General features: G+C 55.0%; 19 protein-coding genes. 2 read left to right on the top strand and 17 right to left on the bottom strand.

Translation table 11 applies throughout. The features are described from left to right. Positions 1-3: 3 nt before the first annotated feature. The gene (locus LG198_RS08805; RefSeq protein ID WP_230342802.1) at positions 4-1,008 is read left to right on the top strand and encodes an XdhC family protein; all 1,005 of its coding nucleotides are present in this window, start codon (positions 4-6) and stop codon (positions 1,006-1,008) included. Positions 1,009-1,103: 95 nt separating this feature from the next. Here LG198_RS08805 and LG198_RS08800 read toward each other — a convergent pair whose 3' ends face one another. The 17 genes from LG198_RS08800 to LG198_RS08720 all read right to left on the bottom strand — a co-directional run bounded on the left by LG198_RS08800 (position 1,104) and on the right by LG198_RS08720 (position 24,366). Next, positions 1,104-1,700 (bottom strand): nucleotidyltransferase family protein, encoded by a 597-nt coding sequence (locus LG198_RS08800; RefSeq protein WP_230342801.1) that lies wholly within the window; start codon positions 1,698-1,700, stop codon positions 1,104-1,106. A 34-nt stretch (positions 1,701-1,734) separates the two neighbouring features. Next, the gene (locus LG198_RS08795) at positions 1,735-2,166 is read right to left on the bottom strand and encodes an NUDIX hydrolase (RefSeq protein WP_230342800.1); all 432 of its coding nucleotides are present in this window, start codon (positions 2,164-2,166) and stop codon (positions 1,735-1,737) included. Between the two features lie 69 nt (positions 2,167-2,235). Continuing rightward, on the bottom strand, positions 2,236-2,739 hold the full coding sequence (locus LG198_RS08790; RefSeq protein ID WP_230342799.1) for a ProQ/FinO family protein: 504 nt from the start codon (positions 2,737-2,739) through the stop codon (positions 2,236-2,238). Between the two features lie 81 nt (positions 2,740-2,820). Continuing rightward, complete coding sequence (locus LG198_RS08785) at positions 2,821-3,642, bottom strand: mechanosensitive ion channel family protein (protein ID WP_230342798.1); 822 nt, start codon at positions 3,640-3,642, stop codon at positions 2,821-2,823. A gap of 24 nt (positions 3,643-3,666) precedes the next feature. After that, the gene (locus tag LG198_RS08780; RefSeq protein ID WP_230342797.1) at positions 3,667-5,619 is read right to left on the bottom strand and encodes an amylosucrase; all 1,953 of its coding nucleotides are present in this window, start codon (positions 5,617-5,619) and stop codon (positions 3,667-3,669) included. A gap of 48 nt (positions 5,620-5,667) precedes the next feature. Next, positions 5,668-7,845 (bottom strand): HAD-IIB family hydrolase, encoded by a 2,178-nt coding sequence (locus tag LG198_RS08775; protein WP_230342796.1) that lies wholly within the window; start codon positions 7,843-7,845, stop codon positions 5,668-5,670. Further along, positions 7,842-8,777, bottom strand: a complete 936-nt coding sequence (locus LG198_RS08770) for a carbohydrate kinase family protein (protein WP_230342795.1) — start codon at positions 8,775-8,777, stop codon at positions 7,842-7,844. Before LG198_RS08770 ends, LG198_RS08775 begins: the two co-directional genes overlap by 4 nt. A gap of 123 nt (positions 8,778-8,900) precedes the next feature. Next, the gene (locus tag LG198_RS08765; protein WP_230342794.1) at positions 8,901-9,914 is read right to left on the bottom strand and encodes a DUF2235 domain-containing protein; all 1,014 of its coding nucleotides are present in this window, start codon (positions 9,912-9,914) and stop codon (positions 8,901-8,903) included. Positions 9,915-10,004: 90 nt separating this feature from the next. Continuing rightward, on the bottom strand, positions 10,005-13,157 hold the full coding sequence (locus LG198_RS08760; protein ID WP_230342793.1) for a type I restriction endonuclease subunit R: 3,153 nt from the start codon (positions 13,155-13,157) through the stop codon (positions 10,005-10,007). Between the two features lie 199 nt (positions 13,158-13,356). Then, the gene (locus LG198_RS08755) at positions 13,357-14,766 is read right to left on the bottom strand and encodes an ATP-binding protein (RefSeq protein ID WP_230342792.1); all 1,410 of its coding nucleotides are present in this window, start codon (positions 14,764-14,766) and stop codon (positions 13,357-13,359) included. Continuing rightward, positions 14,763-15,035: a type I restriction endonuclease gene (locus tag LG198_RS08750; RefSeq protein WP_230342791.1), complete on the bottom strand. Its 273-nt coding sequence runs from the start codon at positions 15,033-15,035 to the stop codon at positions 14,763-14,765. Before LG198_RS08750 ends, LG198_RS08755 begins: the two co-directional genes overlap by 4 nt. A gap of 145 nt (positions 15,036-15,180) precedes the next feature. Further along, positions 15,181-18,840 carry a YobI family P-loop NTPase gene (locus LG198_RS08745; RefSeq protein WP_230342790.1) on the bottom strand — a complete coding sequence of 1,220 codons (3,660 nt, stop codon included), beginning with the start codon at positions 18,838-18,840 and terminating at the stop codon, positions 15,181-15,183. Next, positions 18,837-20,192: a restriction endonuclease subunit S gene (locus LG198_RS08740; RefSeq protein WP_230342789.1), complete on the bottom strand. Its 1,356-nt coding sequence runs from the start codon at positions 20,190-20,192 to the stop codon at positions 18,837-18,839. The genes LG198_RS08745 and LG198_RS08740 overlap by 4 nt, the downstream gene beginning before the upstream one ends. Further along, the gene (locus LG198_RS08735; protein WP_230342788.1) at positions 20,182-21,909 is read right to left on the bottom strand and encodes a class I SAM-dependent DNA methyltransferase; all 1,728 of its coding nucleotides are present in this window, start codon (positions 21,907-21,909) and stop codon (positions 20,182-20,184) included. Before LG198_RS08735 ends, LG198_RS08740 begins: the two co-directional genes overlap by 11 nt. Positions 21,910-21,935: 26 nt before the next feature. Continuing rightward, positions 21,936-22,916 (bottom strand): restriction endonuclease, encoded by a 981-nt coding sequence (locus LG198_RS08730; protein ID WP_230343029.1) that lies wholly within the window; start codon positions 22,914-22,916, stop codon positions 21,936-21,938. Between the two features lie 188 nt (positions 22,917-23,104). Beyond that, complete coding sequence (locus LG198_RS08725) at positions 23,105-23,839, bottom strand: dienelactone hydrolase family protein (RefSeq protein WP_230342787.1); 735 nt, start codon at positions 23,837-23,839, stop codon at positions 23,105-23,107. A gap of 119 nt (positions 23,840-23,958) precedes the next feature. Continuing rightward, entirely contained in the window at positions 23,959-24,366 is a 408-nt protein-coding gene (locus LG198_RS08720; protein ID WP_230342786.1) for a PsiF family protein, read from the bottom strand. Positions 24,367-24,699: 333 nt separating this feature from the next. Here LG198_RS08720 and LG198_RS08715 point away from each other — a divergent pair, with 333 nt between their 5' ends. Next, positions 24,700-24,939 carry a hypothetical protein gene (locus tag LG198_RS08715; protein ID WP_230342785.1) on the top strand — a complete coding sequence of 80 codons (240 nt, stop codon included), beginning with the start codon at positions 24,700-24,702 and terminating at the stop codon, positions 24,937-24,939. Positions 24,940-24,945: the final 6 nt, after the last annotated feature.

The raw sequence follows: 24,945 nt of genomic DNA, 5'->3' as shown, positions 1-24,945 counted from the left end.
ATCATGCATGCCCCTGAGCAGGAAGTGCTGGAACACGCCATCACCTGGTTGCAGGCAGGCCATCGCGTGCATTTGTGCACCGTGGTGCGCACCTGGGGTTCGTCGCCACGCTTGCCGGGCGCCATGCTGGCATTGCGTGATGATGGCCAATTGCTGGGCTCGGTTTCCGGCGGATGTATCGAGGACGAGCTGATAGACCGTGCGCGCAATGGCAGGTTGCCTGAAATCAATGGCTTGCTTGAATACGGCGTGACGCGGGACGAGGCGCAGCGCTATGGCATCCCTTGCGGTGGACGCTTGCAGATATTTGTCGAGCGGGTGACGGAAGCCGGCCGCTTGCAGCCAATTCTCGACAGTTTGCGCCAACGTAAACTGCTGCGCCGCTCCGTGCGCCTGGACACCAACGAGGTGGTGCTGGGAGACGCCATGCCGGGTACCGTTGCATGCCTGGAAGACGACTGGTTTCATCACTACTTCGGCCCGCAATGGCGTTTGTTGGTCATAGGCGCAAACCAGTTGGGCGCCATGCTCGCCAGCATGGCGCAGGCACTGGAATTCAACGTGCTGCTATGCGATCCGCGCGAGGAAATCCGCGCGCAATGGCAAGTGGAGGGTGTGCAATGGTGTGCAGGCATGCCGGATGACGTCGTGCTGGATATTGTGCCTGATGCCTATACGGCAATCGTCGCCGTGACCCATGACCCCAAGCTGGACGACATGGCCTTGCTTGAAGCCTTGCGCTCGGAAGCTTTCTATGTGGGTGCCCTGGGCTCAACATTGAATCAGGCAAAACGCCGTGAACGCCTGCGCATGTTCGACTTGAACGACGAGGAAATCGGCCGCCTGCATGGCCCGGTCGGCTTGGCGATTGGTAGCCGCACCCCAGCGGAAATTGCTGTTGCCATCCTGGCTGAAATCATCCAGATTCGCTCGCAGCAACGCGCGGCGGCACTCACCAGCCAATCGATTGCCCATGCCCTGTCGGCAGGCAGTGTCTGTGCAAGTTGAGAGCGGCTAAAAAATCTCCCTGGTGTTGTTGCACTGCCTTGCCCCGCACAAAAACCGGCTCCGGCGTGGTTACGAATAAAACGGGAACAGAGACCCTAGGATTTGGGCAATAAGCGCTGCAACTCTTCCCAGGTGTCAAAGTCCTGCAAAATACCTGGGTCGTCACATTCCATAAGCTGAATATCCTCCACATGGCGGCGCAGTACGGAGCGTGCCCCTTCATCACCAGTCAGGGTGGCAAGCTCCGCATAAAAGCGCTTGCTGAAACCCACAGGGTGTCCGCGCAGTCCTTGATATGTCGGGGCCACAATGTTGGCTCCTTCTGCCAGTTTTTGAGCTACTGCGGCAATGGTTTCCGGAAGAATGAAGGGCATGTCTGCCAGCGCGATCACGATGGCATCGGGCGGTGAGTGCTGAAAAACGACATGGCGCACAGCCGCCGCCAGGCTATCTGCCATTTCTTGTTCATGGGGCTGGCAGGCCAATACCTCCAGGCCGGCCTTTTCCATCAATGTTGCAAGCTCGGATGCTCCCGGGCGTACTACTGCCAGGCAGTGAGGCAATGCTGCAATCAGGTTTCGTGCGGAAACCAGTGCCGTCGGCTGGCCTGCCTGCAATGGGTAAAGCAACTTGTTGCCATGTGTAAAACGGCGGGAGTGACCGGCTGCGAGGAGAATACCTGTGATATTCATGCGCTGAAGGCAAGCCAGTTCATCATCTGCAACTTCAGAGCGCTGCCTCTGATGCGAGTGTGATACCCATCCTGGCAACCTTGGCTACATCCTGGCTCAAGGACAGGCTGGTTTCATTAATGTCTTCAAGTGCAAACCACCCTGCCTCAAGCGCATCATCCGCAGCCACTGCGTTCCCTGAAATCCATCTGCAAAGCACTGCTATCAGGACAAAATGCTCCTTTAGGATATTGTTATCGTCACGATCAAACGCATCAACGGCAGTGATAATGTGCAATGCCTCACCCTGAATGCCGGTTTCCTCAAACAGTTCGCGAACCGCGGCACCCTCGATGGTTTCACCATTGTTGATCTTGCCGCCGGGAAATCCCCAGTAACCGGCATCGGGCGGATTGGCACGCCGCACCAGCAATATGCGGTTATTGTGGAGAACAACGGCAATGGTGGCTGGGATTGGATAAGGCATCAGCTTAACTAGCGATATGCGATGCGCGGCATCTTACAAAGCCCATATCACATTAATTGCTTACGATACTCAGGTTGCTGGCTCATCGGAAATTGTCTCGCTGGATGTCTCAGCCACCGATACTTTTTCTGCCTTAGGTTTGCGCGGTTGCTTGCGGCGGGCTTCCAACGCGCGTGCCTGGGCGGCATCCCTTGAAGTCACCTGCCCTGCCGGATTGCCTTCCAGGTCAACCCGCGGCGCATCTTCGACAATACTAGCCCAATAGCGCGTGCCGCGGCACCAGGTCTTGATGGCTTCTGTGATGGCGGCTTCTTCCAGCCCGACGTCCTTGGCCTTGGCGAGCAGTTCCTGGTGGATGCCGATCTTGAGCGGCAGCTTGGGCGCAGGGTTCTTGGGAAACGCCTTGGGGAAATGCTTTTGCAGCCTGCCAATGGTGAGCACCACGGGGTCGACCGGGTTCTCCGGCTTGCGTGATGCAGTTGCCTTTGGCTTTGCTTGTGGCTTGGCGGGACGTTCTGCCTGCGCTTTGGCAGCCAGTTGCTTTTTCAGTTCTGCGAGTTGTTCAAAGCCCATGGTGGTATCTGGAAAGAGAAAAATGGGATTCTACTACTTAAAGCTGTAGAAGGTGATGGTATGGTTAAGTGACATTCTAAATCAATCAGCTTCCTGCACCGGCGTATCCAGCGCCTCTTTCAACCGATAGGTGAATTCCCTGCGCACGCTGCTTTTATCCTGCGGCTTCACCCGGAAGCGGCCGCGCAGCACGGCGGTTTCATGGTCCATTTGCTCGACACCGGCAATTTCCAGGTCGCCTTCTATCTTGTCCTTGTAATCCTGGTCGGCACGTAATTCAGCACCGATCTCACGCATGACTTGCAGGATGTGGCTGAAGTCGCTTGCCACAGGCACTTTGATGTCGATGACGGCATAGGCAAAGCCGCGGCTCATATTGCTGACGGTGGTGATGACGCTGTTGGGGATGAAGTGGACGCTGCCTTCGTAGTCGCGCAGGCGAATGTGGCGCAGGGTGACTTCTTCCACAGTGCCCTTTTTGCCAGCAGCTTCAATCGAGTCGCCCTGGCGGATCTGGTTTTCCAGCAGCATGACCAGGCCATTGAAATAGTCCTTGACCAGGCTCTGGGAGCCAAAACCGACGGCAACGCCGACAATACCAGCGGCAGCGAGGATGGGGGCAAGGGAGATGCCGAATTCGTGCAGCACTTCGACGACGGCGATACCGCCGATGACGGTGGTGGCAATGTAGCTGATGACGCGCCCCAGGGTTTCGATACGCTTGAGTTCTTCAAGGTTCTGCTGGGCATGGGCGCGCAACCTGCCCTTGAGCAGGCGGATGGCGTTGTTGCTGAGGCGGATGAGGATGACCGCTGCAAAGATGACAAACAGGATGCGCAGGCCGGATTGGATCAATGGAATGACCGTTTCGGGAACGCCGAGCGAGACGAGGAGTGATTGCATGGATTTCCTTTCCTGGTGTTGGGATCAGAGCTGCAGCCAATAAAAGCCCAGCGGCGGGATTTCCAGGTTGCCGCTCCTGGTGGAGAGCGATTTGCCGCTGTAGAGGTCTTTGGCTTCGCGATGCTCAAACAGGTTGACTGCATCGAGCTCCTTGAGGTTCAGGGTTTGTGGCGAGATGTCGAAGTTGGCAATGACCAGCACGCGGGAGTGCAGGCCGCGCGAGGTAAAGCGCAAGAAGGTAAACAGGTGGGGGTTGCTGACATCGAAAATCTCACGGTTGTTGAGGTCGGCAAATGCAGGAATCTGTTTGCGTACGGCTAGCAGTTTCTGGATGGCAGTGAAAATGCGGTTTTCCACTGTGCCTGGTTCCTTGCGTCGCGCGGCCTTGTCCCAGTCCAGCGTGGGGCGGTGCACCCAGCGGCTGTCGTGGTGCTTGTTCTCGTCGGCGATGTAGGTGTTGTCATTAAGCGTGCCGATGGAGTCGCCGTAATATAGCAGGGGAATGCCGCCAAACGAGGCGATCATGCTATGCAGCAGGATGATGGTGCGTATGCTGATATCAATTGCGTATTCGTCGTTGTTGAGCAGCGCGGTTTCCAGGCCGGCCAGCGAGGCCAGGGAGCCCGAGATGCGGGCGTCGCCGGTTTTCTCGTTGCGGCCAAAGGCTACGCCGGTGGCGGTTGATTCCGGGAATGCGCCGGTGTAGTAATCCACCAGGAAACGGCGGTGCGCCTGCGGGTCATAACCGGCTGCACGGATATCGTCGTCGTCGAACCCCAGGCCAATATCGTCGTGGCAGCGCACATAATTGAGCCAAGTCGCCCGGTCCAGCTTGGTGGGTAGGCTGCGCAGGCCACGGTTGAGCAGGATGGTTCTCTTGGTGGCAACCGCATCCCAGAGCAAGGCCATGAAGGTGGCGTTGTAGGCAATCTCGCATTCCTTGGCATTGACCGCGTCTTCGCCGAAATACTTGATGATCTCAAGCGGAGCGACAATCGCCTCGGCGATGAATAATGTGCCGGGTGCGGTGACCTGGCAGCAATCCTTCATGAGTTGCAGGATTAGGTGCGCCTCGCGCTCATTCTGGCAGGTGCTGCCGATTTTCTTCCAGAGGAAGGCAACGGCATCCAGGCGCACCACGTCTGCACCGTGGTTGGCCCAGAACAGGATGATGTCGAGCATCTCGATGAATACGGCCGGGTTCTTGTAGTTAAGGTCCCACTGGAAGTTGTTGAACACCGTCATTACCCAGCGTTCCATATCCTCGTTCCAGGTGAAGTTGCCCGGTGCGGTTTCGGGGAATACTTCGGGCATGGTTTGCTCGAACAGGTTAGGGATTTTCCGGTCCGAGTAGGTGTAGTAATAGTCCTGGTATTTCTTATTACCTTTTTTGGCCTTCTTGGCCCATTCGTGCTCATCCGAGGTGTGGTTGACCACCACGTCCAGCACCAGCAACATGTCACGTTTGCGCATGTCGGCACTCAGCGCATCCAGGTCCTGCAGCGTGCCGTATTTGTCATCGATCTTGCGGAAATCGCGCACGGCATAGCCGCCATCGTTGCGGCCTTTGGGGCCGTCGAGAATCGGCATGATATGCACCAGGTTGATGCCGAGCTCCTGCAGGTAGTCCAGTTTGCTATGCATGCCGTTGAGGCTTTGGGCATATTCCTGGCAATACAGGGCATATCCCACCAGCTTCTGGCTCAGGAACCAGTCGTGATCCTGCTCGCGCGCGAGGTCGCTTTTGCGCAATTCGGCGCTGCGGCTGACGTACTGCTTGGCCATGACCTCCACCAGCTTGTGCATTTGCAGGCGGAAGTCGCGGCGGTCGCCATAGAGCTGATGAAACAAGGAGTGGATGGCATAGAAGTTGGCCCCAAGGCGGATATAGAAGTGCTTGAGGTCTTCACAGCCGACCTTGGGGTCGAGGCCGATGAGAATATCGTTCAGTAACGAGTGGGATACTTGTTCATACATGCCGAATGCTTTCTTGATTCTTGGTGGCTTTATTAGAGTCTGAGACCCCTAGTCTTCGCTGACGGGTATGGGTTCTATCTCTTCAAAATGATAATGGGCAATGCCTTCCAGGATACCTTCTGCGTAATGGCCTTGGGCAAAATAAACCTGCTCCATGCCGCGTAATTTTTCCAGTTCCTCGCTGTGGTTGCCCACTACCACGCCAAGGGTATCACCCACCAGCATTTCATGGTCATTGCCTGAGTCGCCAGCTACCAGGAAGTTCCTTAGCGGCACCTTCCACTTGTAGGCAAGGTAGCGAATGGCATGACCCTTGGACGCACGGATGGGCAACAGGTCAAGGAACTCGCCATGGGAGTAGATCAATTGCGCAAACAGTTGCTGGTCGCGCAACCGGCGGCTGATTTCCTCGATCGGCATCATTTTGTCCGGGTCGACAATGTAGCTCAGCTTGAATTCGCGCTGGTTTTCCGGCGCTTGCAATGTCAGGCCCGGCAATTCTTTCATGGCTTCTTCCAGCGCATCGCGGCGCCATTTGTGGCGGATGTGGTTGGACCAGCCAGTGTCCGGGATCAGGCGCGCACCGTAATGGATTTCACTGCCGACCGAGGTGATCAATACCTCGGGGATGGGCACCTGCCACTGCCTGAGGATATCGACTGCGCTTTCTATGGTGCGGCCGGTAGCAATGCCGAATGCGAACTTGCCTTTGTTATCCTTGAGCCAGCTCACCAGTTGGCGCAGTGAGCGTTTGTTGCCCAGCAGGGTGTTGTCGATATCGCTGATCAGGGCGGAATTCACCAGTGGCATATAGGATTTTCCCGAGTCCAGTGTGATGACGAGCTGGCGGCGCCAGCGCTTGCGGTCGCGTCGCAACACGTACAACACCTGTTTCATGTAGGTGTGCACATGCGCTTGCCAGTTGTAATGACGCTTGATGCCGGTGAGGCCATTCTTGGCCCAGGTGCGCCAGCGTTTCTTGTCCGAGAGGATTTCCTTCAAGGCCTGGGCGATGGCAACGCTCTCCAGCGTGTTGGCGAGCAGGCCGCTGCGACAGTTGTGGACAATATCGCGCGGCCCGCCATCATCCGGCGCAACAAAAGGCAGGCCGCTGGCGGCGGCCTCAATCAGGGTCAGGCCAAATGGTTCGGTCAGTGCGGCGTTGACAAACACGCCGCGCCTGCGTGCTGCCAGTCGGTAAAGCTCGGGAATATCGTCCTGTGTGACGTGCTTGGGGATGGACACCTTGCCCCAGAGGTCGTAACGGTCGATATCCAACAACAGGTCGCGCATCACCTGCTGCTGAGATTCTTCCAGGGTGCGTATATCTTCACGTGTCCCGGCCACAATAAGCAGGTTGGCCTGTTGCTGCAATTCGGGATCTTCGCCAAACGCGTTGATCAGCCCTTTCAGGTTTTTGCGGACTTCCGGGCGGCAGATGGTGAGAATGAGCGGTTTGTCCGGCTCGGAAAAAAATCGGTCTATATTCTGCTGCAGGCCGGAGGAAATCTTTTTGCGTCCTGGCGGGGAAAAGCGGGAGGTGTTGGTGCCGGGTGGAATCACGCGGAAACGCTGGTGGTCGAAATGACGGTACATGCTGTATTGCTCGTCAATCTCCTGCTGTGTGCTGGTGATGATCATGGAGGCATGCTCCAGGATGGATTCTTCCACGGCAATGCGACGCTCGAAATTGAACTGGCGCTCTATGGTCTGGGGTTTCTTGCCGGACGCGAGCAGGCGCTCGCGCTTGGGATGGCCCAGCGAATGGCCGGTATGCACCTGCGGAATCCCCAGCAGCAGCGACAGCTGTTGTCCGACATAGCCGGCATCTGCGTAATGCGTGTGCAACAGGTCGGGCAGGCGTCCGCCTTTTTGGCGCACGAAGTGCAGGCATTGATCCACCATCTGGTCCAGGTGCGGCCACAGGGATTCCTTGCGCAAATAGCGCTTGGGGCCGCATGGCAGACGGATAATGCGTGCGTTGTGTTCCAGCTGTTCTTCCGGGATGTTGTAGTCTTCCGGCAGGTCATCGTCTTCAATCCGGCGTGTGAGCAGGTCGACTTTTTCCACTAGCGGATGTTTGGTCAATGCGCGGGCGAGTTCGACGACATAGGTGATCTGGCCGCCAGTGTCGGCATCGCGGCCCAGCTCCAGGTTTTCCGAGCGGATCAGCCCATGCATGCTGATCATGAGGATATAAATCGGACGTTCGCCTGGGGCGCTCATAATTGCCACTCTTTCTTGTAAGGCGTGTAAAAGTCCGCAGAGCCCGGGGCTGCGCCCCGGATTCCACAGAGGGCGGCGGCAAACTGGTTGGCGCGGGCAAGTGTCACGTCCGCGGGCCAACCCTTGAGTATTCCCAGAATAAAGGCAGAGGCAAATGCATCCCCTGCCCCCACGGTGTCGACAAAGGTTTTTGGCGGCTCGGTTCCCTCCACAGTGCTGGCATGTCCGGTGTCATCCATCAGCCACCCACCCCGTTCGCCTTCTGTTACCAGCAGCAAATCAAGGTTGAAGCGCTTGATGAGCGCTGCGGCATGTTCATGCGGCGTGCGGCCGGGGAGGCGCAGGATCTTGACCAGGGTTTCCAGTTCCTCGTTATTGAGCTTGACGATGTCGGCGCGCAACAGCGAGCGGCGGACGGTATGTTTGTCGAACCATGGATCGCGCAAGTTGATATCGAGGAAGCGCGGGCTGGTGCCATAGTTGAGGAAGTTGTCCACCGCCAGCCGGGATTCCATGTTGCGCTGAGCCAAGGTGCCGAAGTAGACGAGGTCGGGCTTGGTGGCCATGGTCACCATATGCGTCACGCCGGCGTGGATGTAGTCATAGGCCTGTCCGGGCAGAATCTCGAAATGGTGCCCCTTGTCGGACATGTGTACTTTGACCTGCCCGGTCGGATTGACCGGGTCAACCTGGACACCTGTCGTGTCCATTCCCAGATGCTGCATTTCTTCCAGCAGTTCGCGGCCAAGGTCGTCTTGGCCAATGCGGGTGATCATGACCGGATGCAGGCCGAAGGCATGCAAATGGCGGGCGACATTGAAGGGTGCGCCACCGAGCACGCTGCCGTCTGGAAAGATATCGGCGAGTACCTCACCGAAAATGGCAACCGCATGGCCGTTGTTATTCCTGAAGTCACGCTGATGTAATGCCACTGTTGCTCCTTTATATTTATTCGATGGAACGCAAGGCACCTGGGTCTGTTAGCGTTCTGTTCGTGCCCGCGCACAAACAGAACGCTAACAGACCCTAGTCGGCAAGTGTCAGCCGGGCAGTGATCAGATCACGGTTATTTTGCTCCAGTCGTTGCCGACGGTGTCGAGGAGGCGCGCAAGGGCTTTGCTCTTGCTGCGGTAATTGTCTGCATTGGCCTCCCAACGTTGCTTGACCGACTTGTGAAGTGGCCCAGAGATGGTACGGACATGCTCTTCGCGGGCCAGGTAGATGCCTTTGCGTTCATTGTGTTGCTGGTCATGTGCATCAGGTTGGATGGCATTCTTGAGATGAGGTTCAAAAATCAATCCAGTTTCTTCTGCCTCTTCAATCATCCACTGGGCGGCGCAGTAGCTCAAACCGGGTTTTTCGTAGCCGCCGCCGATGTCGGAGTGCACGCCTGCAAACCACACCTGTTTCAAGTCCAGCTCAGGTTTCTCGCTCCATAGCGTTGGCTCGAAATCCTGGCGGTTCTCATCAATCGAGACGGCATGTCGGGCATGAAGGATGATTTTGCTAGGCTCGGTATCGTGAAACAGGAATTCGCGCTCGCCCAATGTGCCCCAGAACGGGATGGGTATGCCAAGCGCACCTACCGTGTCCCAGACACCGACAAACTGGATATAGGAAATATCCGCGACGGCATAGGCCTGGCGAAAAGCCGTTGCTTCCGGAGCGTTGGGGCCACTCTTGCTCGAGCGCTTGCGATAGAGCTTGTAGGCTGTGCTGATTTTGCCGGCATGTTCGCGTTTCAGCAGTCCGCTATTGCGGATGAACCCGGCCAGCGAGCGTACGGTATAGGCACCCCGGCTAAAGCCGAAGAAGTACAGTTCGTCGCCGATGTCGTAGTTATGCACGATGAAGCGGTAGCAATCCATGATGTTCTTGTCGATGCCGGCGCCGGTGATGCCCGCCGTGATCTTCCTGCCTTCCGAGCCTATGCCCCAGTCATAGAATGCCACTTGCTCTATCCCACCGGCATTGGGGCTGACGGCCTGTGCCATTTGCAGGACATTGGTGGGTTGGGATTGCTCGGGTGAATTCCAGGTGCCGTCGGCAAAGATTGCGATTCTCTTCATGGTTGCTCCCTTTATATGTCAAATAATTAATGTGCCGCGTGATTTCCTTTTTAATTCACAGGATTACTTTAATGATGAGATTGTACGAATTTAGCGTGACCAGGTATTAGCCAGTGACTCCGCCTGCTTCAGCACCAGTTCGATAGCTGCATCTTCCCCTACCGGCGGGTACTTCCACTTCTTCAGTGTGCGCCGCACCAAAATCCGCAGCTTCGCCCGCACGCTCTCCCGCACCTGCCAATCCACCGTGGTGCTGTTGCGCAGCTTCTCGGTGATCTCGACGGCGATCTTCTTGAGAGTGTCGTCACCCAGTTCCCGTACGGCGCTTTCGTTGTTGGCCAGTGCATCGTAGAAGGCGATCTCATCCGGGTTCAGCCCCAGTGCGGCTTCGCGCTCCAGGGCCGCCTGGAAGTCCTTGGCCATCTGGATCAGCTCCTCGATGACCTGTGCCGTCTCCACCGCCCGGTTGTGGTATTTGCGCAGGGTTTCCAGCAGGCGGTCGCCGTACTTCTTCTCCTGCACCACGTTGTTGCGCGCGCGGGCCTTGATCTCGTCACGCAATAGCTTTTCCAGCAGTTCCACCGCCAGGTTGCGGCTCTTCATCTGCCGCACGTCCTCCAGGAACTCATCCGACAGCAGCCCGATATTGGGCTTGTCCAGGCCCGCCAGGGCGAAGATGTCCGCCACCCCATTCGCCACGATGGCGTTGTCCAGGATCTGCTTGAGCGCGCTGTTCTTGTCGGCGTCGGAACGCTTGCGGTCCACCGTGGTGAACTTGACGATGGCGGCCTTGACGGCGGCGAAGAAGGCAATCTCCGTACGCAGGGCGGCAGCTTCGTCCAACGTGCTGCACAGGGAAAACGCCTTGCTCACGGCCAGCATGGCATCGAGGAAACGCTGCTTGCCGTCCTTCAGCCCGAGGATATGGTTCGCTACCGGCACCAGCAGCTTCACCGCATTGGTTTCAAAACCGCTGTAGTCGAAGCCATGCATCAGCCCGCGCACGATATCCAGCTTCTCCAGCAGTACCGCCAGGGCTTCGGCCGCGTTGTGGGCCGGGTTGCCCTTGCCCTTGGATTCGGTGTAGGTCTTGAGCGCCGCTTTCAGTTCGTTGGCAATGCCGATGTAATCCACCACCAATCCACCGGGCTTGTTGCGGAACACCCGGTTGACGCGGGCAATGGCCTGCATCAGGTTGTGGCCCTTCATGGGCTTGTCTACATACATGGTGTGGCAGCAGGGCGCGTCGAAGCCAGTCAGCCACATGTCGCGCACGATCACCAGCTTCAACGGGTCGGCCGGGTCCTTGAAGCGCTTTTCCAGGCGCTTCTTGACCTGCTGGCTGTACAGGTGCGGCTGCAGCAAGGGCTTGTCCGCCGCCGAGCCAGTCATGACCACCTTGATCGCGCCCTTCTCCGGGGCGCCATCGTGCCAGTCCGGGCGCAGGGCGACGATGGCGTTGTATAGCTCGGCGCAGATGTCACGGCTCATGCACACGATCATCGCCTTGCCTTCCAGCGTGGCGGTGCGAGTCTCGAAGTGCTGCACCAAGTCGGCAGCCACCTGTTCCAGACGCGGCTGCGCGCCCACCAGCTTGGTCAGTGCCGCCCAGTCGCTCTTGGTCTTTTCGCGGGCGGTGAGGTCTTCCTCGTCCTCGATGACCTCATCCACCTGTGCATTGAGTGCGTCGATCTCGGCCTGGTTCACGTCCAGCTTGGCCAGGCGGCTTTCATAGAAGATCGGCACCGTGGCGCCATCGTCCACCGCATCCTGGATGTCGTAGATGCTGACGTAGTCGCCGAACACCGCCCTCGTGTCCTTGTCTTCCAGGGCGATGGGCGTGCCGGTGAAACCGATGAAGGTGGCGTTGGCCAGGGCGTCGCGCATGTGCTTGGCGTAGCCGAACACGTACTTGCCGGTCTTGGTGTCCAGCCGCCCCTGCATGCCGTACTGGCTGCGGTGCGCCTCGTCGGAGATCACCACGATATTGCTGCGACCCGACAGCAGCGGGTGCTGTTCCTCTTCATGAAGCAGGGCGAACTTCTGCACCGTGGTGAAGATGATGCCGCCCGCCTCGCGCGCAGCCAGCATCTGGCGCAGTTCCTCGCGGCTGCCCGCCTGCACCGGCGTCTGCCGGAGCAGGTCTTCGGCGGCGCAGAAGGTGCCGTACAACTGCCCGTCCAGATCGTTGCGGTCGGTCACCACCACCAGCGTGGGGTTCTTCATCTCCGGCTGCTGCAGCAATTTGCCCGCGTAGCAGGCCATGGTGATGCTCTTGCCCGAGCCTTGCGTATGCCACACCACGCCCGCTTTGCGGCTGCCCGGCTGCACTTCCTTGCCATAGGTGGCACGCGGCTCCTGGACTTCCAGCAAACCTTTATTCGGACTGCTGGCGGCGATCACCGTGGCCTTCACCGCCTCGCGTACCGCATGGAACTGGTGGTAGCCCGCGATCTTCTTGATGATGTGGTCGGCATCCTGCTCGAACAGCACGAAGTGGCGCACATAGTCAAGAAACAGCGCAGGCTCGAAGAAGCCGCGCACCAGCGTTTCCAGCTCGAACTCCAGCAGCGGCCGGTCATCCTCATTGGTGATCGCCCGCCAGGGCTGCATGCGCTCCTGATTGGCCGTGAGCGACCCCAACCGCGCCGTGAAACCGTCGCTGACCACCACGGCTACATTGGTGTTGAACAGGTCGCCGATCTCCTCCTTGTAGGTCTGGATCTGGTTGAAGGCATCCCAGATGTCGGTCTGCTCGTTGGCTGGGTTCTTCAGCTCGATCACCGCCAGCGACAGACCGTTGACGAAAGCCACCAGATCCGGACGGCGCGGCTGCTTGGTGCCGGTCACGGTGAACTGGCTGACCAACAGGAAGTCGTTGTTGCGTGGGTTGGCAAAGTCGATCAGGTTGACCAGGTCGGTGCGCTTTTCGTCACCCATGGAGAACTCGACCGGTATACCAGCCAGCAGCAGCCGATGCACACGACGGTTGCGGGCGATCAACAACGGCTCGCTCACCGTCAGTAGTTCATGTGCGGCCTGTTCCAGCGCGGCGGCGGGGATGTGCGGGTTGATGCGTGACAGCGCCGCCAGCAGACGTTCGCGCAGCACCACCTGGCGGTAGTCGGTGCGGGCTGGCCAATCGCCATCGGGTGCGATGGCCGGACCGTCGATGTAACGCCAACCCAGTTCAATGAACCAGCCGATCGCGGCATTTTCGAGTTTTTGTTCGGTAATACTCACAAATATTGTTCCCCTGTACCTACTCGATACAATCAGCACTGCTTATTAACTATACTTAAGCCCTTGCAATGCGATGTGCCGGTGCTTCTGTCTTTCCTGGCGTGGCAGGAGCTGCGGTTTGCGATGAAATAAAAAAAAATATAAAAATCAATGATCTGGGAAATATTTGGCCTTCCTGTCAGGCTTGCCATGAAATAACTCATGCCCATGCCGGGATGTATCTGGCATAGCGTCGCGAGTCCGGCGCATTGGGATCGTTCTTGACCAATCGCTGCTCGATCGTCGCGGTGATGATCTGCGACACCGTGTTGCTGCTACCCTCTGACAAGCCGAACCGCTCGCGCAGAGATTGGTTGGTCATCTGCCTGCGCAGCACGTACTGCAACACGCAATGCTGGTAGCAGGCCCGCACGCGGTCACTACCGTTCATGTCGCGGAACGAGCGTGGCCCATGGATCACCACGATGGTACGTTGGTGACCCGTCAAGAACTCCGGCGCAGGCAACTGCATCAGTTCGGCGGCCTCGATCACCCGGTCGATGCCACTGCTTTTTTCCTCACAAATCCCGAACCGGCGCATCAGGTCAGCCAGCCGCTCATTGCGCGACTGATAGCCGTCGATGAACCGCTCTACCGGCACGATGGGCTCACCCGGATTGGAAATTTCCACGCGATTGGCAAATACCTCGACCGTCGGCGATGCGCCGCTCATCTCGAAGTCCTGATGGATCAGGGCGTTGGCTAGTAACTCGCGAATTACGACTTCCGGCAGCAGCTTGACCTCCTTGCGAATGGCGCCTTCGATCACCTCGTTCTGCGGTAGCTTGCCCATCACGTACTGCACTAGGCCGGTGAAGCCTACCGCATAGCCTTTCTCGCCTGTCTGATCGGACACGGTCTGCATCTTGGATTCGCCTGCATACACGATCACTCGTGCCGCTTTGCGGCTGATGTCGGGGAAGCTGCGCAGGCTCTTGGCCAGCAAAATTGCGCCGATGTTCAGAATGTGAAAGCCTGCCGCGCGGCGCTCGATCAAACGTTCATCCAGCAAACGTGCCAGGACACCGGCCTGATCAGTGGGGTAAGGCAGATGCAGCAAATCAAAGAAGGTCTGCGTATCCAGCAACTGCACCACGTCCTGCGCTGAAGCATCTTTGAGCGCAGGAAACTCCAGCCAGTCGGGTTGCCCTTCGGCAAAAATGCGGCGTAATTGATCCTCGCTCATCGGTACCAGTTCTTCACCGGAACGCATCAGGTAGGCACCGTCATAGTGATAAGCCGTTCCCTTCGGGCGTCCTGGGATGATGAACACCACCACACGTCCGTCTGGATGCGCCACTGCCTCCACATCTACACGAAAACCCAGCCACTGAAATAGCTTTTCGGCGATATCTTGTGTGTCGGTAAACGCCTCGCTCCCCACCACAGGGCGCGGCAGTTTGTCAGCCACGCCCAGCACCAGATGACCGCCGCCTTCGTTGGCAATTGCTACGCAATAACGGCATAGCTTCTTGGTGTCGTATTGGTTCTTGGCTTCCTTGAATTCCAGATTCTGGGTTTCCGACGCACTGCTGCGCCACAGATCGATCTGGTCAGCGGTGATAGTCATGATAGCTCCGAGTTACTCACCGCCGCTGTAAAATACAGCTCACCGGAGAGGAATGCGTGAGTAGCCTGTTCCATCGCTGTGGCGGGGATATGTGGGTTGATGCGTGGCAGCGCGGCTAGCAGACGCTTTTGCAGCACAAACTGACGGTAATCGGTGCGGGCAGGCTGGCTGCTATCGGGTGCAATGTCCAGGCCATTTGCGTAGTGCCAGCCCAGTTTGCCGAACCAGCCGATGGTGGAGATTTCGAGTTGTTGTTCAGTGATGTTCACTTGTACCTTTTGTTTAACCTTAATGTCTCATTATTTAAGAATAGTCTCGTTAGTTCAAATAAGGAAAAGCTTAATCTAAGGTGAAAGAATGCTATTTCTAAGCTGCGAGCAGCTAAAAATAATATCCATTGCTGGCCTCTCAGCCTTACTTATGTTTTTTGTAAATACGGAGCATATTTTCATCAATAGTGAACTTACTGACAATTCCTTGGGATTGGAGTGTCTCAGCAAGAGCACGGTCTCCCTGCGTATCAGGGATTTTGGGCTGGTCTTGCCCCACTGATGTCAGTTGGGAGTAAGGGGCTCCCAGTAGTTGCAAGATTGCGAAAAGTTGTTCGGACAAGATAGTTTCCAGATGCGGTTTTAGAAAAACAATGACATCTACAGCAGAAATTCCGTGCGTGGCCAATTTCGTCACCATCTGAAGCGAGACTTGGCACTCGTGCTGAACAGCGAAGTGGGCTAGTTGGATCAGTTCTTCTTTCCTGGCGTTGGCAAAGTATTCGTCAGCACGTTTTACCATTTCAGTCTTGATATCAAGACTGACTTTGTCACTGCGCAAGAGTGTTGCCAAATCGCCTTGTAAAAGCTCTGGTGTAACGTAGTTCTTAAATTTTGTGGAACTTTCAATGATACGTTCACGCGTAGGCCAATCAGTCTCTAGTAGGCGGGTGTAAGTATCCGAATCATCTGCGATAACCTCAGCTTTTATGAGCAATAGGTATAAGTCACCCTTTTCGGCAGGTATCTCATCGACATTTAAATATTCTTCGAGCGCAAGGCTTTTAGCCAGTTCTGCGCGAACTGATGCTGCCATGTAATTGGATGCTGCTAGGATCGTTTTTGCAAGCTGCACTTTATCCTCTTCTTCGACATCTTTATATTCGGCAATCCGTCCTTCGGAAACAAGAACGCCTGCAAGATAAGTGTCAATAGTCCCTACCGAACCGATATAAAGGCTGACATTGTGGAGAGTGGCAGGAAACCGCTTGTGGAACGCAAGAAGAGGCCATGCACTTTCTGATACATCATCAAGGTCGATCACCGCGCAGTGCCCAGAGGCCTGTGCAATGACTTCACTAAGCAGATCGGCATTCGCTACAAGAACATCTTCAATTACACTGATAAATTCAGATTCTGAATCCACGGTGGTAGAGTTGCCATTGATTGCAATCAGATAGGCACTCAGATTGTTCATCACATGTTGGTAAATATCTTCGTTTGCTGAGCGAATGCCATTCAGCGACAGATTTGCGTCACTACCAACTGCAATCATGAGATTTTGTCGATTGACCTCATAAAGATCGCGTGAAACGAAGGTTTGTTGGACCTGCGGTAGTAAGGTGTCCAATGCAGGCACCTGAATAGATGATTGTGAGAATAGCTTTGCAATACGTTGCGCTTGCGAAGCAGATAATGGTATTGACGTTAGCGCAGGAAGCTCTGCGTAGTTTTCTGCCAGATATTTTTCTACGGTCGCGTCTGTTTGATACTTCACTGTATCGGCAAGATTTTCCAACGCGTTGCTCACCAAAGACAAGCGTAGCGGCTCTTCGAGTGCCACGTCATTGATCAGATATAAAAATGCTTTTGGCGTTGCCTTGACGAAGTGTCTTATAAATTTAAACTCTTCGTTTGTATTGCTTAGATATGCCTGCAAAAAGCGTTTTTCGTTTTCACCGAATTGAATGAGCGAACGAATCATTGTGTCCGCAGCAGGCTCATCGTTACGCAAGAGATGGTCAAGGATGGCAATGTTGTAGAGAGCGGATTCTTTGAGGGAATTTTTTCCACACTCCCGAATGATCGCATCGACGTCATTACCTTCAAGCTCGAAATACTCATCCATGACGTTTCGCTCAACATGATGGATGATGAAGTTTGTCGCTGCCGTGCTTACGCGATCGCCTTGGAAGGTTGACGTATACAATGTGAAATTGCGATTGATATAGCCCGCGCGAATCAATTGATATGCCAGACCATTATCTAACAATTGTCGCGTGATGGAATCAAGAGTTTGTTTCTTGTTATCACTGCCATATTCGATCAGAAGATCAGGGCATTTGATCAGATCACCCATATCGGCAGTTCGCAAAAAATTCAGTGTTGCACGTTGCTCTTGCAGATTTTCTTCCAGCTCCTTGCGATATGCATTGTCCCAATATTGGAAGTCAAGATTACTATTCAATGCTGCGGCAAGGTCTGTGCGCATGAATGTTAGCTTATAGTGCGGATGTTGCCATTGAGGGCTTTGCCATAGCAATACGGCGTCGTCTGATTTTTTTGTAAATTCAATCCAGAAATCTTGGGTTTTAAAATCATTTTCCGTTCTGGTCGTGCCATTAAACGAGAAATTACCATTTTGGGATTGATAGCCAACGGCACGCATAGTGCGTTGTATATGTGCAATCAGCTTATCGCCCAGAGATGCACTGTTTGCTGCAATGCCGTCAATATGAGCAAGTTTCTTTTGGATCTGCCGTACTTCGTTTTCGATGTGTTGAGTGTTTGTGACAACCAGGCGACGTGACATCTCATAAAGCTGGTCAAGTTTGCTTCTACCGAGGCGGATTGCTTCGAAATCGGTCATATGCGTACTTTTGTACAGCATCATTGCAAATAGCTCTGTCTCACTGAGTTTGAGTTCCTTGCCTGAGCCGGAGAATATCCGCTCACGAAATACAATAAATTCATTGCGTACATTCTTCAGCAGTCGCATGTCAGGAACATGGCGACTCGCAAGGTCGATCAGACCTGTATCAATAGTATGTTTGATTTCTTGCAAAAGCCGAGCGGTAATGTCTTTTGCGCTGCGATGTGTAATAAATGGAACCACCGGAATCACGATGTCGAAAAACTTCGTTCGGTTTGCTCGTACGACTTCGGCCTGCGCAGAGTCTGTGATATTCAAGTGACTCTGTCTGAAATTGCGCCGCCCATCTTGCTCCAGATTGGCTCGATCAAAGATACTGTCTTTGATCGCATAGATAAAACAGATATTTTTCTTGATCTGCGGAGAGCTGTTCAGCAATGTATTCAGCGAGCGAAGTGTTTCGAAAATGAGCGCATCATCGAAACGGTCAATATCCTCAAAGATCAAAATGTCGCGTCCGGAAATTTCGAAAAAATAGACAATCTCATCAAGATATTGGTCAAAGTAGGAAGCAGATTTTTTGTCCAGCGTGATCGCGGCTGACCCTGCTGATAATTGACCGATGTAGAGATGTCCGTGGAAGAGATAACGTATGGCACCAACCGTGGTAGCCGCTATCGCAAGAATAAACAGATGCGCCCATAAACCGATGCAATTTAGAAGCGGCAATGCAGAGGCGATTTTCTCTGACCAGCCTGTGAGCAGAAAAACCACCGCCACTACTAGGCCAGCAAGACCGGCTATAGGCAGTTCTCGTGACCAGCGAAAGCGCTCAATTCTTTGAAAGCGGGAGCCCGGAGTTTTATGTGGCTCTTCACGATAGAGAAGTTGCTTGACGATCTCCTGTTGAATACGGTTTGTTTGTGTGGTGGCTTGTTGCGGAACAGAGCTGTTAAGAGCAGTTGTTTCTATCGGTGCAAGTGTGGACAAGGATAATTCAACGACGCGATCCTTATGTTGCTGTGCCACCTTCTGCAAAATGCTACTTTTGCCAACCCCATAATTTCCCGATAGCGCAATGTTGCGGACATTTTTATCTTTGATGGCCGTATTGATTGCCTCAACGTAAACACCGTGTTCATTCTCAAGGTATTCCGGCGTAAGCGGGACGAGCTTCAAGGATGGAGCATTTTCGTGTGAGGCATCACTCATAGCTCTTGACCTTCTTTCGGGGATGTTAACTCGCCGGAGAGGAGTTTGGGGAGGAGGGTGTCGCGGAGTTGGGACAACGACTGATTTGCAGTTTCGTTTGCTCGCATTGCCTTCCTCATCCGACTGATTAGCCCATCGAAGGCATTTAAAACTGATGCAGATGGTTTAACCAACTCAAGTCGGTATACGTTTTCACGATTCAGGCCGGGAACCGCTGCGTCGGTATTCATTTTTTCCAACCCGAGCATTTGCATGGCATAGAAGCAGTAAGTCATCGGCACCGCTTTGGGTTTGACGTAAAAAGTCGTATCGATTGGGAAAAACGGCTTGTCTTCCCAGTACAGGCTACCCACGGTTCCTTTGCGACCAACAATGATTGCACCGTGAGGTACCAGTGCTTCGTTGTGGTAGCCGGTGACGCCGCCAGACCCGTAAACAGGAACAGAGCCCTGTTTACGGTCGGTTGATTTGAGAGCTTTGCCGTATGCCAATTCAATCAGATCACCAACGCGCTTTACTTCCCACCCCTTCGGAATATCCCCCAACTCCGACTCTTCCATAGCGTCTGAAAACAGTTCGGTGGTGGCGGCGAGTTCGTCGTGGTGCTCGCGGGGCATCTGGTCGAGTTCGGTATCGGTTTTACCGCTGATGGCGCGCATGGCGGCGCGCAGCGGGTCTTGTCCTTGTTCGATGGCGGCGATCTTGGCCTTGACCGGGTCGAAATCGACAAACCAGGATTTGAAGATGGCTTGCGCCATGGCTTCGAGGGTTTGGTTGATGCGGCGGTTGAGGTCGATCTTTTGGTCGTACAACTCAATGGCATCGCCGATGGAAACTTGAACCGTCCATGGAGGAAGCACAAAAGGGAGTTCAGACAGAATCGTCGTATTCAAGTTTGGCATGGTTGCACCATGCGCGTGTCGAACGATCCACTCCCGAACTGCCGGATGGCCAAGGTAGTGCGCAGCGTACCTGGGGTAGACAACCCCCTCCCCGAAACGGATGCGCAAGCATCCTGTGCCGCATAACCAACCCTCTTCGGATTTCCGCACCAATGCACGGCGTTCTACATCGCCACGGCGACTGTAAATAATGTCGCCTTCTCGGATTCTGTATTTCGACAGACGCTGAGCATCAGCTTCAGTAATTCGCGCAATACCAGCATCTAGAATTTTATTGTCGCCAATGTTCTGTGGCATCACCGAGGGGATACCTTCTGCAACATAGTCAGATGCGTGCAATTGACTGCCAAACGGGCCAGTTTGTACGTTTCCGCCGCCGCGCTGACATACCTCACCCAATGAGAGGGTTTCCCAGTCTTGGTACAGCGAAAAGACGGAGTCAAACACCATAGCCCAACCCCGCCAAATTCTTCTTAATCTCGCCCTCCAGCTTCGCACTCTCCGCAAACTGTTCCGCCAATTGCGTCGTCAGCCGCTGCATCTTTTCGGCAAAGGGCTCGCCGTCGTCTTCCTGCTCTGCCGCGCCCACATAGCGCCCCGGCGTTAGCACATGCTCATGCTTGCGCACATCTTCCAACTTGGCGGAATAGCAGAAGCCGGGCATATCCGCATAGCCCTCGCCCTGCTGCCAGGCATGGAAGGTATCGGCGATTTTCTGGATGTCGTCCGGGGTGAAGTCACGCAGCACGCGGTCTTTCATGTAGCCCAACTGTCGGGCGTCGATGAACAGGAATTCGCCGAGCCGATCGCGCTTCTTCTTATCCAGCGCGAAGCCGTTGCACTTGTCGCGGGTCAGGAACCAGATGCAGGCCGGAATCTGGGTGTTGGTGAACAACTGGCCGGGCAGCGCGACCATGCACTCCACATAGTCGTCTTCGACCAGCCGCTTGCGGATCTCGCCTTCGTTGTTGGTGTTGGAACTCATGGAACCGTTGGCCAGCAGTAGCGCCATGCTGCCGCTGGGTGCCAGGTGGTAGAGCATGTGCTGCAACCAGGCGAAGTTGGCGTTGCCCTGCGGCGGCGTGCCGGCGATCCAGCGCGGATCATTCGCCAGCTTTTCGTTCCACCATTCCTTCATATTGAAAGGCGGGTTGGCCATGACGAAGTCGGCGCGCAGGTCCGGGTGCAGATCGTTGAGCAGGGTGTCAGCCGGGCCGGTGCCGAAGTTGAAGTCGATGCCGCGGATGGCCATGTTCATCGCGGCCAACCGCCAGGTGGTGGGGTTGCTCTCCTGCCCGTAGACGCTGATTTGCCCGGCCGCTTTTTTGCCTTGGCCATTGGCCGGTTTGCCACTGTGCTGTTCGATGAACTCCTCGCTTTGCACGAAGAAGCCACCGGAGCCCATGGCCGGGTCGTAGACGCGGCCCTTGAACGGCTGGAGCATTTCCACGATCAGGGTGACGATGCTCTTGGGCGTGTAGTACTGGCCGCCCTTCTTGCCTTCGGCGAGGGCGAACTGGCCGAGGAAGTATTCATAGACGTGGCCGAGGATGTCCTTGGATTTGAGGTCCAGCGGCTGGCCCTTGTATTCCTTGGCGCTGAAGTCGGTATCCGAGAAGTGGCCAATGAGTTCGGCAAGCTTGCTGGAGTCGAGCTGTACGCGGGCGAAGTCCTTGTTGAGCACGTTCTTCAGGCGGGCGTTCTCGCGTTCGACGGCCTCCATGGCGTTGTCGATCAGCCAGCCGACAGAGCGCATTTCCTCGGGTTCATTCTTGCCCGGTTTGTTCCACGGCAGCGCCGCCTTGGGCGGCAGTTGCGCGCAGTCGCGCAGGGTTTGCCAGCGCGCTTCCACCGGCACCCAGAACACATTCTTCTCGGTGTAGTAGTCGCGCACTTCCAGTTCGGCGGCGATGTTGTCTTTGTACTCCGGTGTGCCTGCACCACCGTATTCGTCCGGGTCCATGTAGTAGTCATGGGCCGGGTTGGTGAACTGTTCGCGCAGTTCGCGTTGCCGTTCTTCGAAGGCATCGGAAACATATTTGAGAAAGATCAGCCCGAGCACGACGTGCTTGTACACGGCAGCGTCGAGGTTGGAGCGCAGCTTGTCGGCGGCGGTCCAGAGTTTCTTTTCCAGGTCGTTAAAGAATTGTTGTTCGATGAGATGCATAGGAATCTATCTAATGATTGTTTAACTCAGGCTGGCCAATACAGGCGTTTTAAAGGAACGATGCGTTTAGTTTCGGTATCGGTGGCGTCATAATGCTCAATCAATGCTCGAACCACATGGTCCAGCGTCCACATTGCCAGCGGAATGGAGGCTCGGTCAGCTTCGTACTGGGCGTCCTTGGTAAAGCCGCCGGTGCTGACGTACAGGCCACGATCATCTTTATGGCGACCTCCCAGGAAGCTGCGAATGTCCTGGCTGCCTATTTGTCCTTTGTGGTGTTTGACCTCCACAACGATGCGCGGGTGCTCGAAACCAAAACCGTCTGGTGAGGCGACGATATCCTTACCCCGGTCTGACCCAGGTGGGGAAACCTGGGTCTTGTAGCCCATGGCGCGCAGGATGCCTGCAACGAGTTGTTGCATTTCATCCCACTCCAGCTTGTTGACCAGGTCTTTGATTCGCTCAAGGGCTTGGGAGTCAATATCTGCAAGCGGGTCATCAATGATGTCATCTGTTGCAGCTTCGGTGGGCTGGGATGTGCCTTGCAATATTCCGAGGATTTCGTTTGTTACTATTGCAGGAACTTCAAAAACAGTCATGGTTGAGCCGAGGCTGTTTTTACTGGGGGTGCTTAAATCATCACGTGCTAATTCTTGAGCTTGCCATTTTACCTGGCGCACCAGGGCCATGCCTTGATCTGTCAAGTCCTGACGATATTCAGACTGACTGAGAATTTTGCCGACTAGGTAAGTGCGATTGATAGGAGAGTAGGTAATAACCCAATCATCCACACTGATTTCATTCACAAATCGCCAAACTTGCGATGCGCCAGAGATAATAGTGCCTGATTTTGCGTGGGGCTCTTTTTGTTCGTAGAGGGCAATTAATTGTTTGCGGGAGATGCCTGGCTTTGCATGCTGTGCGAATTGGCTCCAGCCGATTGCGGCGATATTGTTTTCTCTAAATGCATCGTAAAGGCTTCCGCCATCTCCCCGTATCATCCACATTCTTGCCAATTTTTTCTCCCTTGGTTAAGCCTACCTTAATTTTTGTTTGATTTTATCAGTTATATATTTGCAAATGGCTGCAAGTGTGGGATTCGAATATGCCACTTTGCCTGGGTTAGAAGCAATGACCAATTGGAAATCCAGGCAATAAAAAACCGCAGGTATGAAGCTGCGGTTTTGAGTTTTGCTTACAGCGTATTGCTGAACAGCTGCAAGGCCAGCTGGTAGCCCGTGGCTGCGAGCTGTGGATCATAGCGCTCGCCTTCATCGCGCATGAAGGCGTGCTGGCCGTTGAACTCGTGCCAGGTGAAACTGAGGCCTGCATCCGTCAATTGTTGATAAACCTGTACGCGGCCTGCGGTCGGGATGTGGTTGTCCTGCTTGCCCCAGATCATGAGCAGTTCGCCCTTGATGTCGGCCAGGCGTTCCATGCTGTGCTGGCCTGGCTTGTTGGGGATGACTTGCGTATGCAGGTCGGTAGCGTAGAAGCAGGCGGTGGCCTTGACTTCCGGTTGCAGGGCGGCACGGAATGCCAGGTGGCCGCCGATACAGAAACCAGCGGCGCCGATGTTGCCGTTGAACCAGGGCTGTGTCTTCGCCCATTCGATCAAGGCGCGGTTGTCGCTGTCATAACCTTGTACATCCTTGGCCGACTTGTCGGCATTGCCCTTGTCGCGGCCTGCATCGTCATAGGCCAGCACGGTGCCGATCGGGTTGAGTTCGTGGAATACTTCCGGCACCAGCACGGCATAGCCGTGGCCTGCCAGGAAGCGTGCGGCGCGCTCGATGGGGCCGGTCTGCTGGAAAATCTCGGAGTAGAAAAGAATCGCAGGGAAACGGCCTTCGCCAGCCGGACGGTGCACATAGGTGCGCATGGTGCCGGTTGGTGTTTCCAGGTCAATGATATGGCTTTGAATCAGCATTACGTGGCTCCTCCCACTATAGATTATTGATCATTGCCTATATTCTATCGCGCGGAGGGTATTGGTGCAGGATAAATCATCAGGAGCCAGCCCGGCATGGGCTGGCATGGTGAGGAAAATCAGCGGCCAGACAGGCAATTCTTCATGAAGTCCTTGCGTGCATCACCGCTCAGGTCTTGCTTGGCGGCTTCGACATTACAGGATTTCATTTTCTGTTGCTGGGGATTGCCACTTGCTTCAGGAGCGCCGGAAAGACAGCTTTTCATGAAAGTCTTGCGATCGTCACCCTTGAGATTTTTCTCCCCTGCGGAGGCGTTGCATGACTTCATCCGTTCCTGCTGGCTATTGGCAGGCGTGTCGGCTACCGCGGAGAGACAGCTCTTCATAAAATCTTTACGTGCTTCGCCATCGAGGCTCTTGGCCGCAGCCGCGCTATTACAGGATTTCATTTTCTCCTGCTGCGGGTTGGCCTGGGCATAGCTGATACAGACGACGGAAAACAACAAGGCGCTGAGTAAGGGTTTCATTGCAATGATCTCCGGAGATTGTAGGGATTGTCGTTGGCATGATGCCATGCTATTTACAATTGAAATGTTATCTTATGTCAACTGCGAACAATGTCCGGGAATGCCAGCCGCTAGGTAGGTTTACGGGCGAATAATGTGACAAGATGCTGCAGGTAAACCAGCATCAGGGCGATACCATTGGCACCGCGCAATGCCCATTGTGTGATCAGGTCCATTTCGTGCATCCTTGAAGTGGCAGGAAATAACTTATGTTGCCCAATATGGATGACAGACGCATGAAGCCAGTATTGCTGCCATATGACATGTGCAGGGAATTGCCAGGAAAGGAGCATCATGGAAAAAAGCTTGTTGCAGGCGGTTGAGCTTGCGCTGAATGGTGATTGGGACGGTGCGCATAATATTGCGCAGGAATCCAATGTGGTGGAAGCGCACTGGATCCATGCGGTCTTGCACAAGATTGAAGGCGATGAATGGAATAGCCGCTACTGGTATCGGCGCACCAGCCATGAATATGAGGAGTTTGCTGATCCGCAGTCAGAGCTGCGGGCGATTGCAGCAGCATTGAACAATTAAAAAGGG

It is taken from the genome of Methylobacillus arboreus, from assembly GCF_020532725.1.
GTDB classification, from domain to species: domain Bacteria; phylum Pseudomonadota; class Gammaproteobacteria; order Burkholderiales; family Methylophilaceae; genus Methylobacillus; species Methylobacillus arboreus.
Note: the sequence above shows the minus strand (reverse complement) of the source record. Positions and strands in the feature narration are given on the sequence as shown.

Excerpts from the sequence above, each read along its gene's own strand:
- LG198_RS08805 (WP_230342802.1), top strand. The coding sequence starts at position 4 with ATGCATGCCCCTGAGCAGGAAGTGCTGGAACACGCCATCACCTGGTTG.
- LG198_RS08800 (WP_230342801.1), bottom strand. The coding sequence starts at position 1,700 with ATGAATATCACAGGTATTCTCCTCGCAGCCGGTCACTCCCGCCGTTTT.
- LG198_RS08795 (WP_230342800.1), bottom strand. The coding sequence starts at position 2,166 with ATGCCTTATCCAATCCCAGCCACCATTGCCGTTGTTCTCCACAATAAC.
- LG198_RS08790 (WP_230342799.1), bottom strand. The coding sequence starts at position 2,739 with ATGGGCTTTGAACAACTCGCAGAACTGAAAAAGCAACTGGCTGCCAAA.
- LG198_RS08785 (WP_230342798.1), bottom strand. The coding sequence starts at position 3,642 with ATGCAATCACTCCTCGTCTCGCTCGGCGTTCCCGAAACGGTCATTCCA.
- LG198_RS08780 (WP_230342797.1), bottom strand. The coding sequence starts at position 5,619 with ATGTATGAACAAGTATCCCACTCGTTACTGAACGATATTCTCATCGGC.
- LG198_RS08775 (WP_230342796.1), bottom strand. The coding sequence starts at position 7,845 with ATGAGCGCCCCAGGCGAACGTCCGATTTATATCCTCATGATCAGCATG.
- LG198_RS08765 (WP_230342794.1), bottom strand. The coding sequence starts at position 9,914 with ATGAAGAGAATCGCAATCTTTGCCGACGGCACCTGGAATTCACCCGAG.
- LG198_RS08755 (WP_230342792.1), bottom strand. The coding sequence starts at position 14,766 with ATGACTATCACCGCTGACCAGATCGATCTGTGGCGCAGCAGTGCGTCG.
- LG198_RS08745 (WP_230342790.1), bottom strand. The coding sequence starts at position 18,840 with ATGAGTGATGCCTCACACGAAAATGCTCCATCCTTGAAGCTCGTCCCG.
- LG198_RS08740 (WP_230342789.1), bottom strand. The coding sequence starts at position 20,192 with ATGGTGTTTGACTCCGTCTTTTCGCTGTACCAAGACTGGGAAACCCTC.
- LG198_RS08735 (WP_230342788.1), bottom strand. The coding sequence starts at position 21,909 with ATGCATCTCATCGAACAACAATTCTTTAACGACCTGGAAAAGAAACTC.
- LG198_RS08730 (WP_230343029.1), bottom strand. The coding sequence starts at position 22,916 with ATGTGGATGATACGGGGAGATGGCGGAAGCCTTTACGATGCATTTAGA.
- LG198_RS08725 (WP_230342787.1), bottom strand. The coding sequence starts at position 23,839 with ATGCTGATTCAAAGCCATATCATTGACCTGGAAACACCAACCGGCACC.
- LG198_RS08720 (WP_230342786.1), bottom strand. The coding sequence starts at position 24,366 with ATGAAACCCTTACTCAGCGCCTTGTTGTTTTCCGTCGTCTGTATCAGC.
- LG198_RS08715 (WP_230342785.1), top strand. The coding sequence starts at position 24,700 with ATGGAAAAAAGCTTGTTGCAGGCGGTTGAGCTTGCGCTGAATGGTGAT.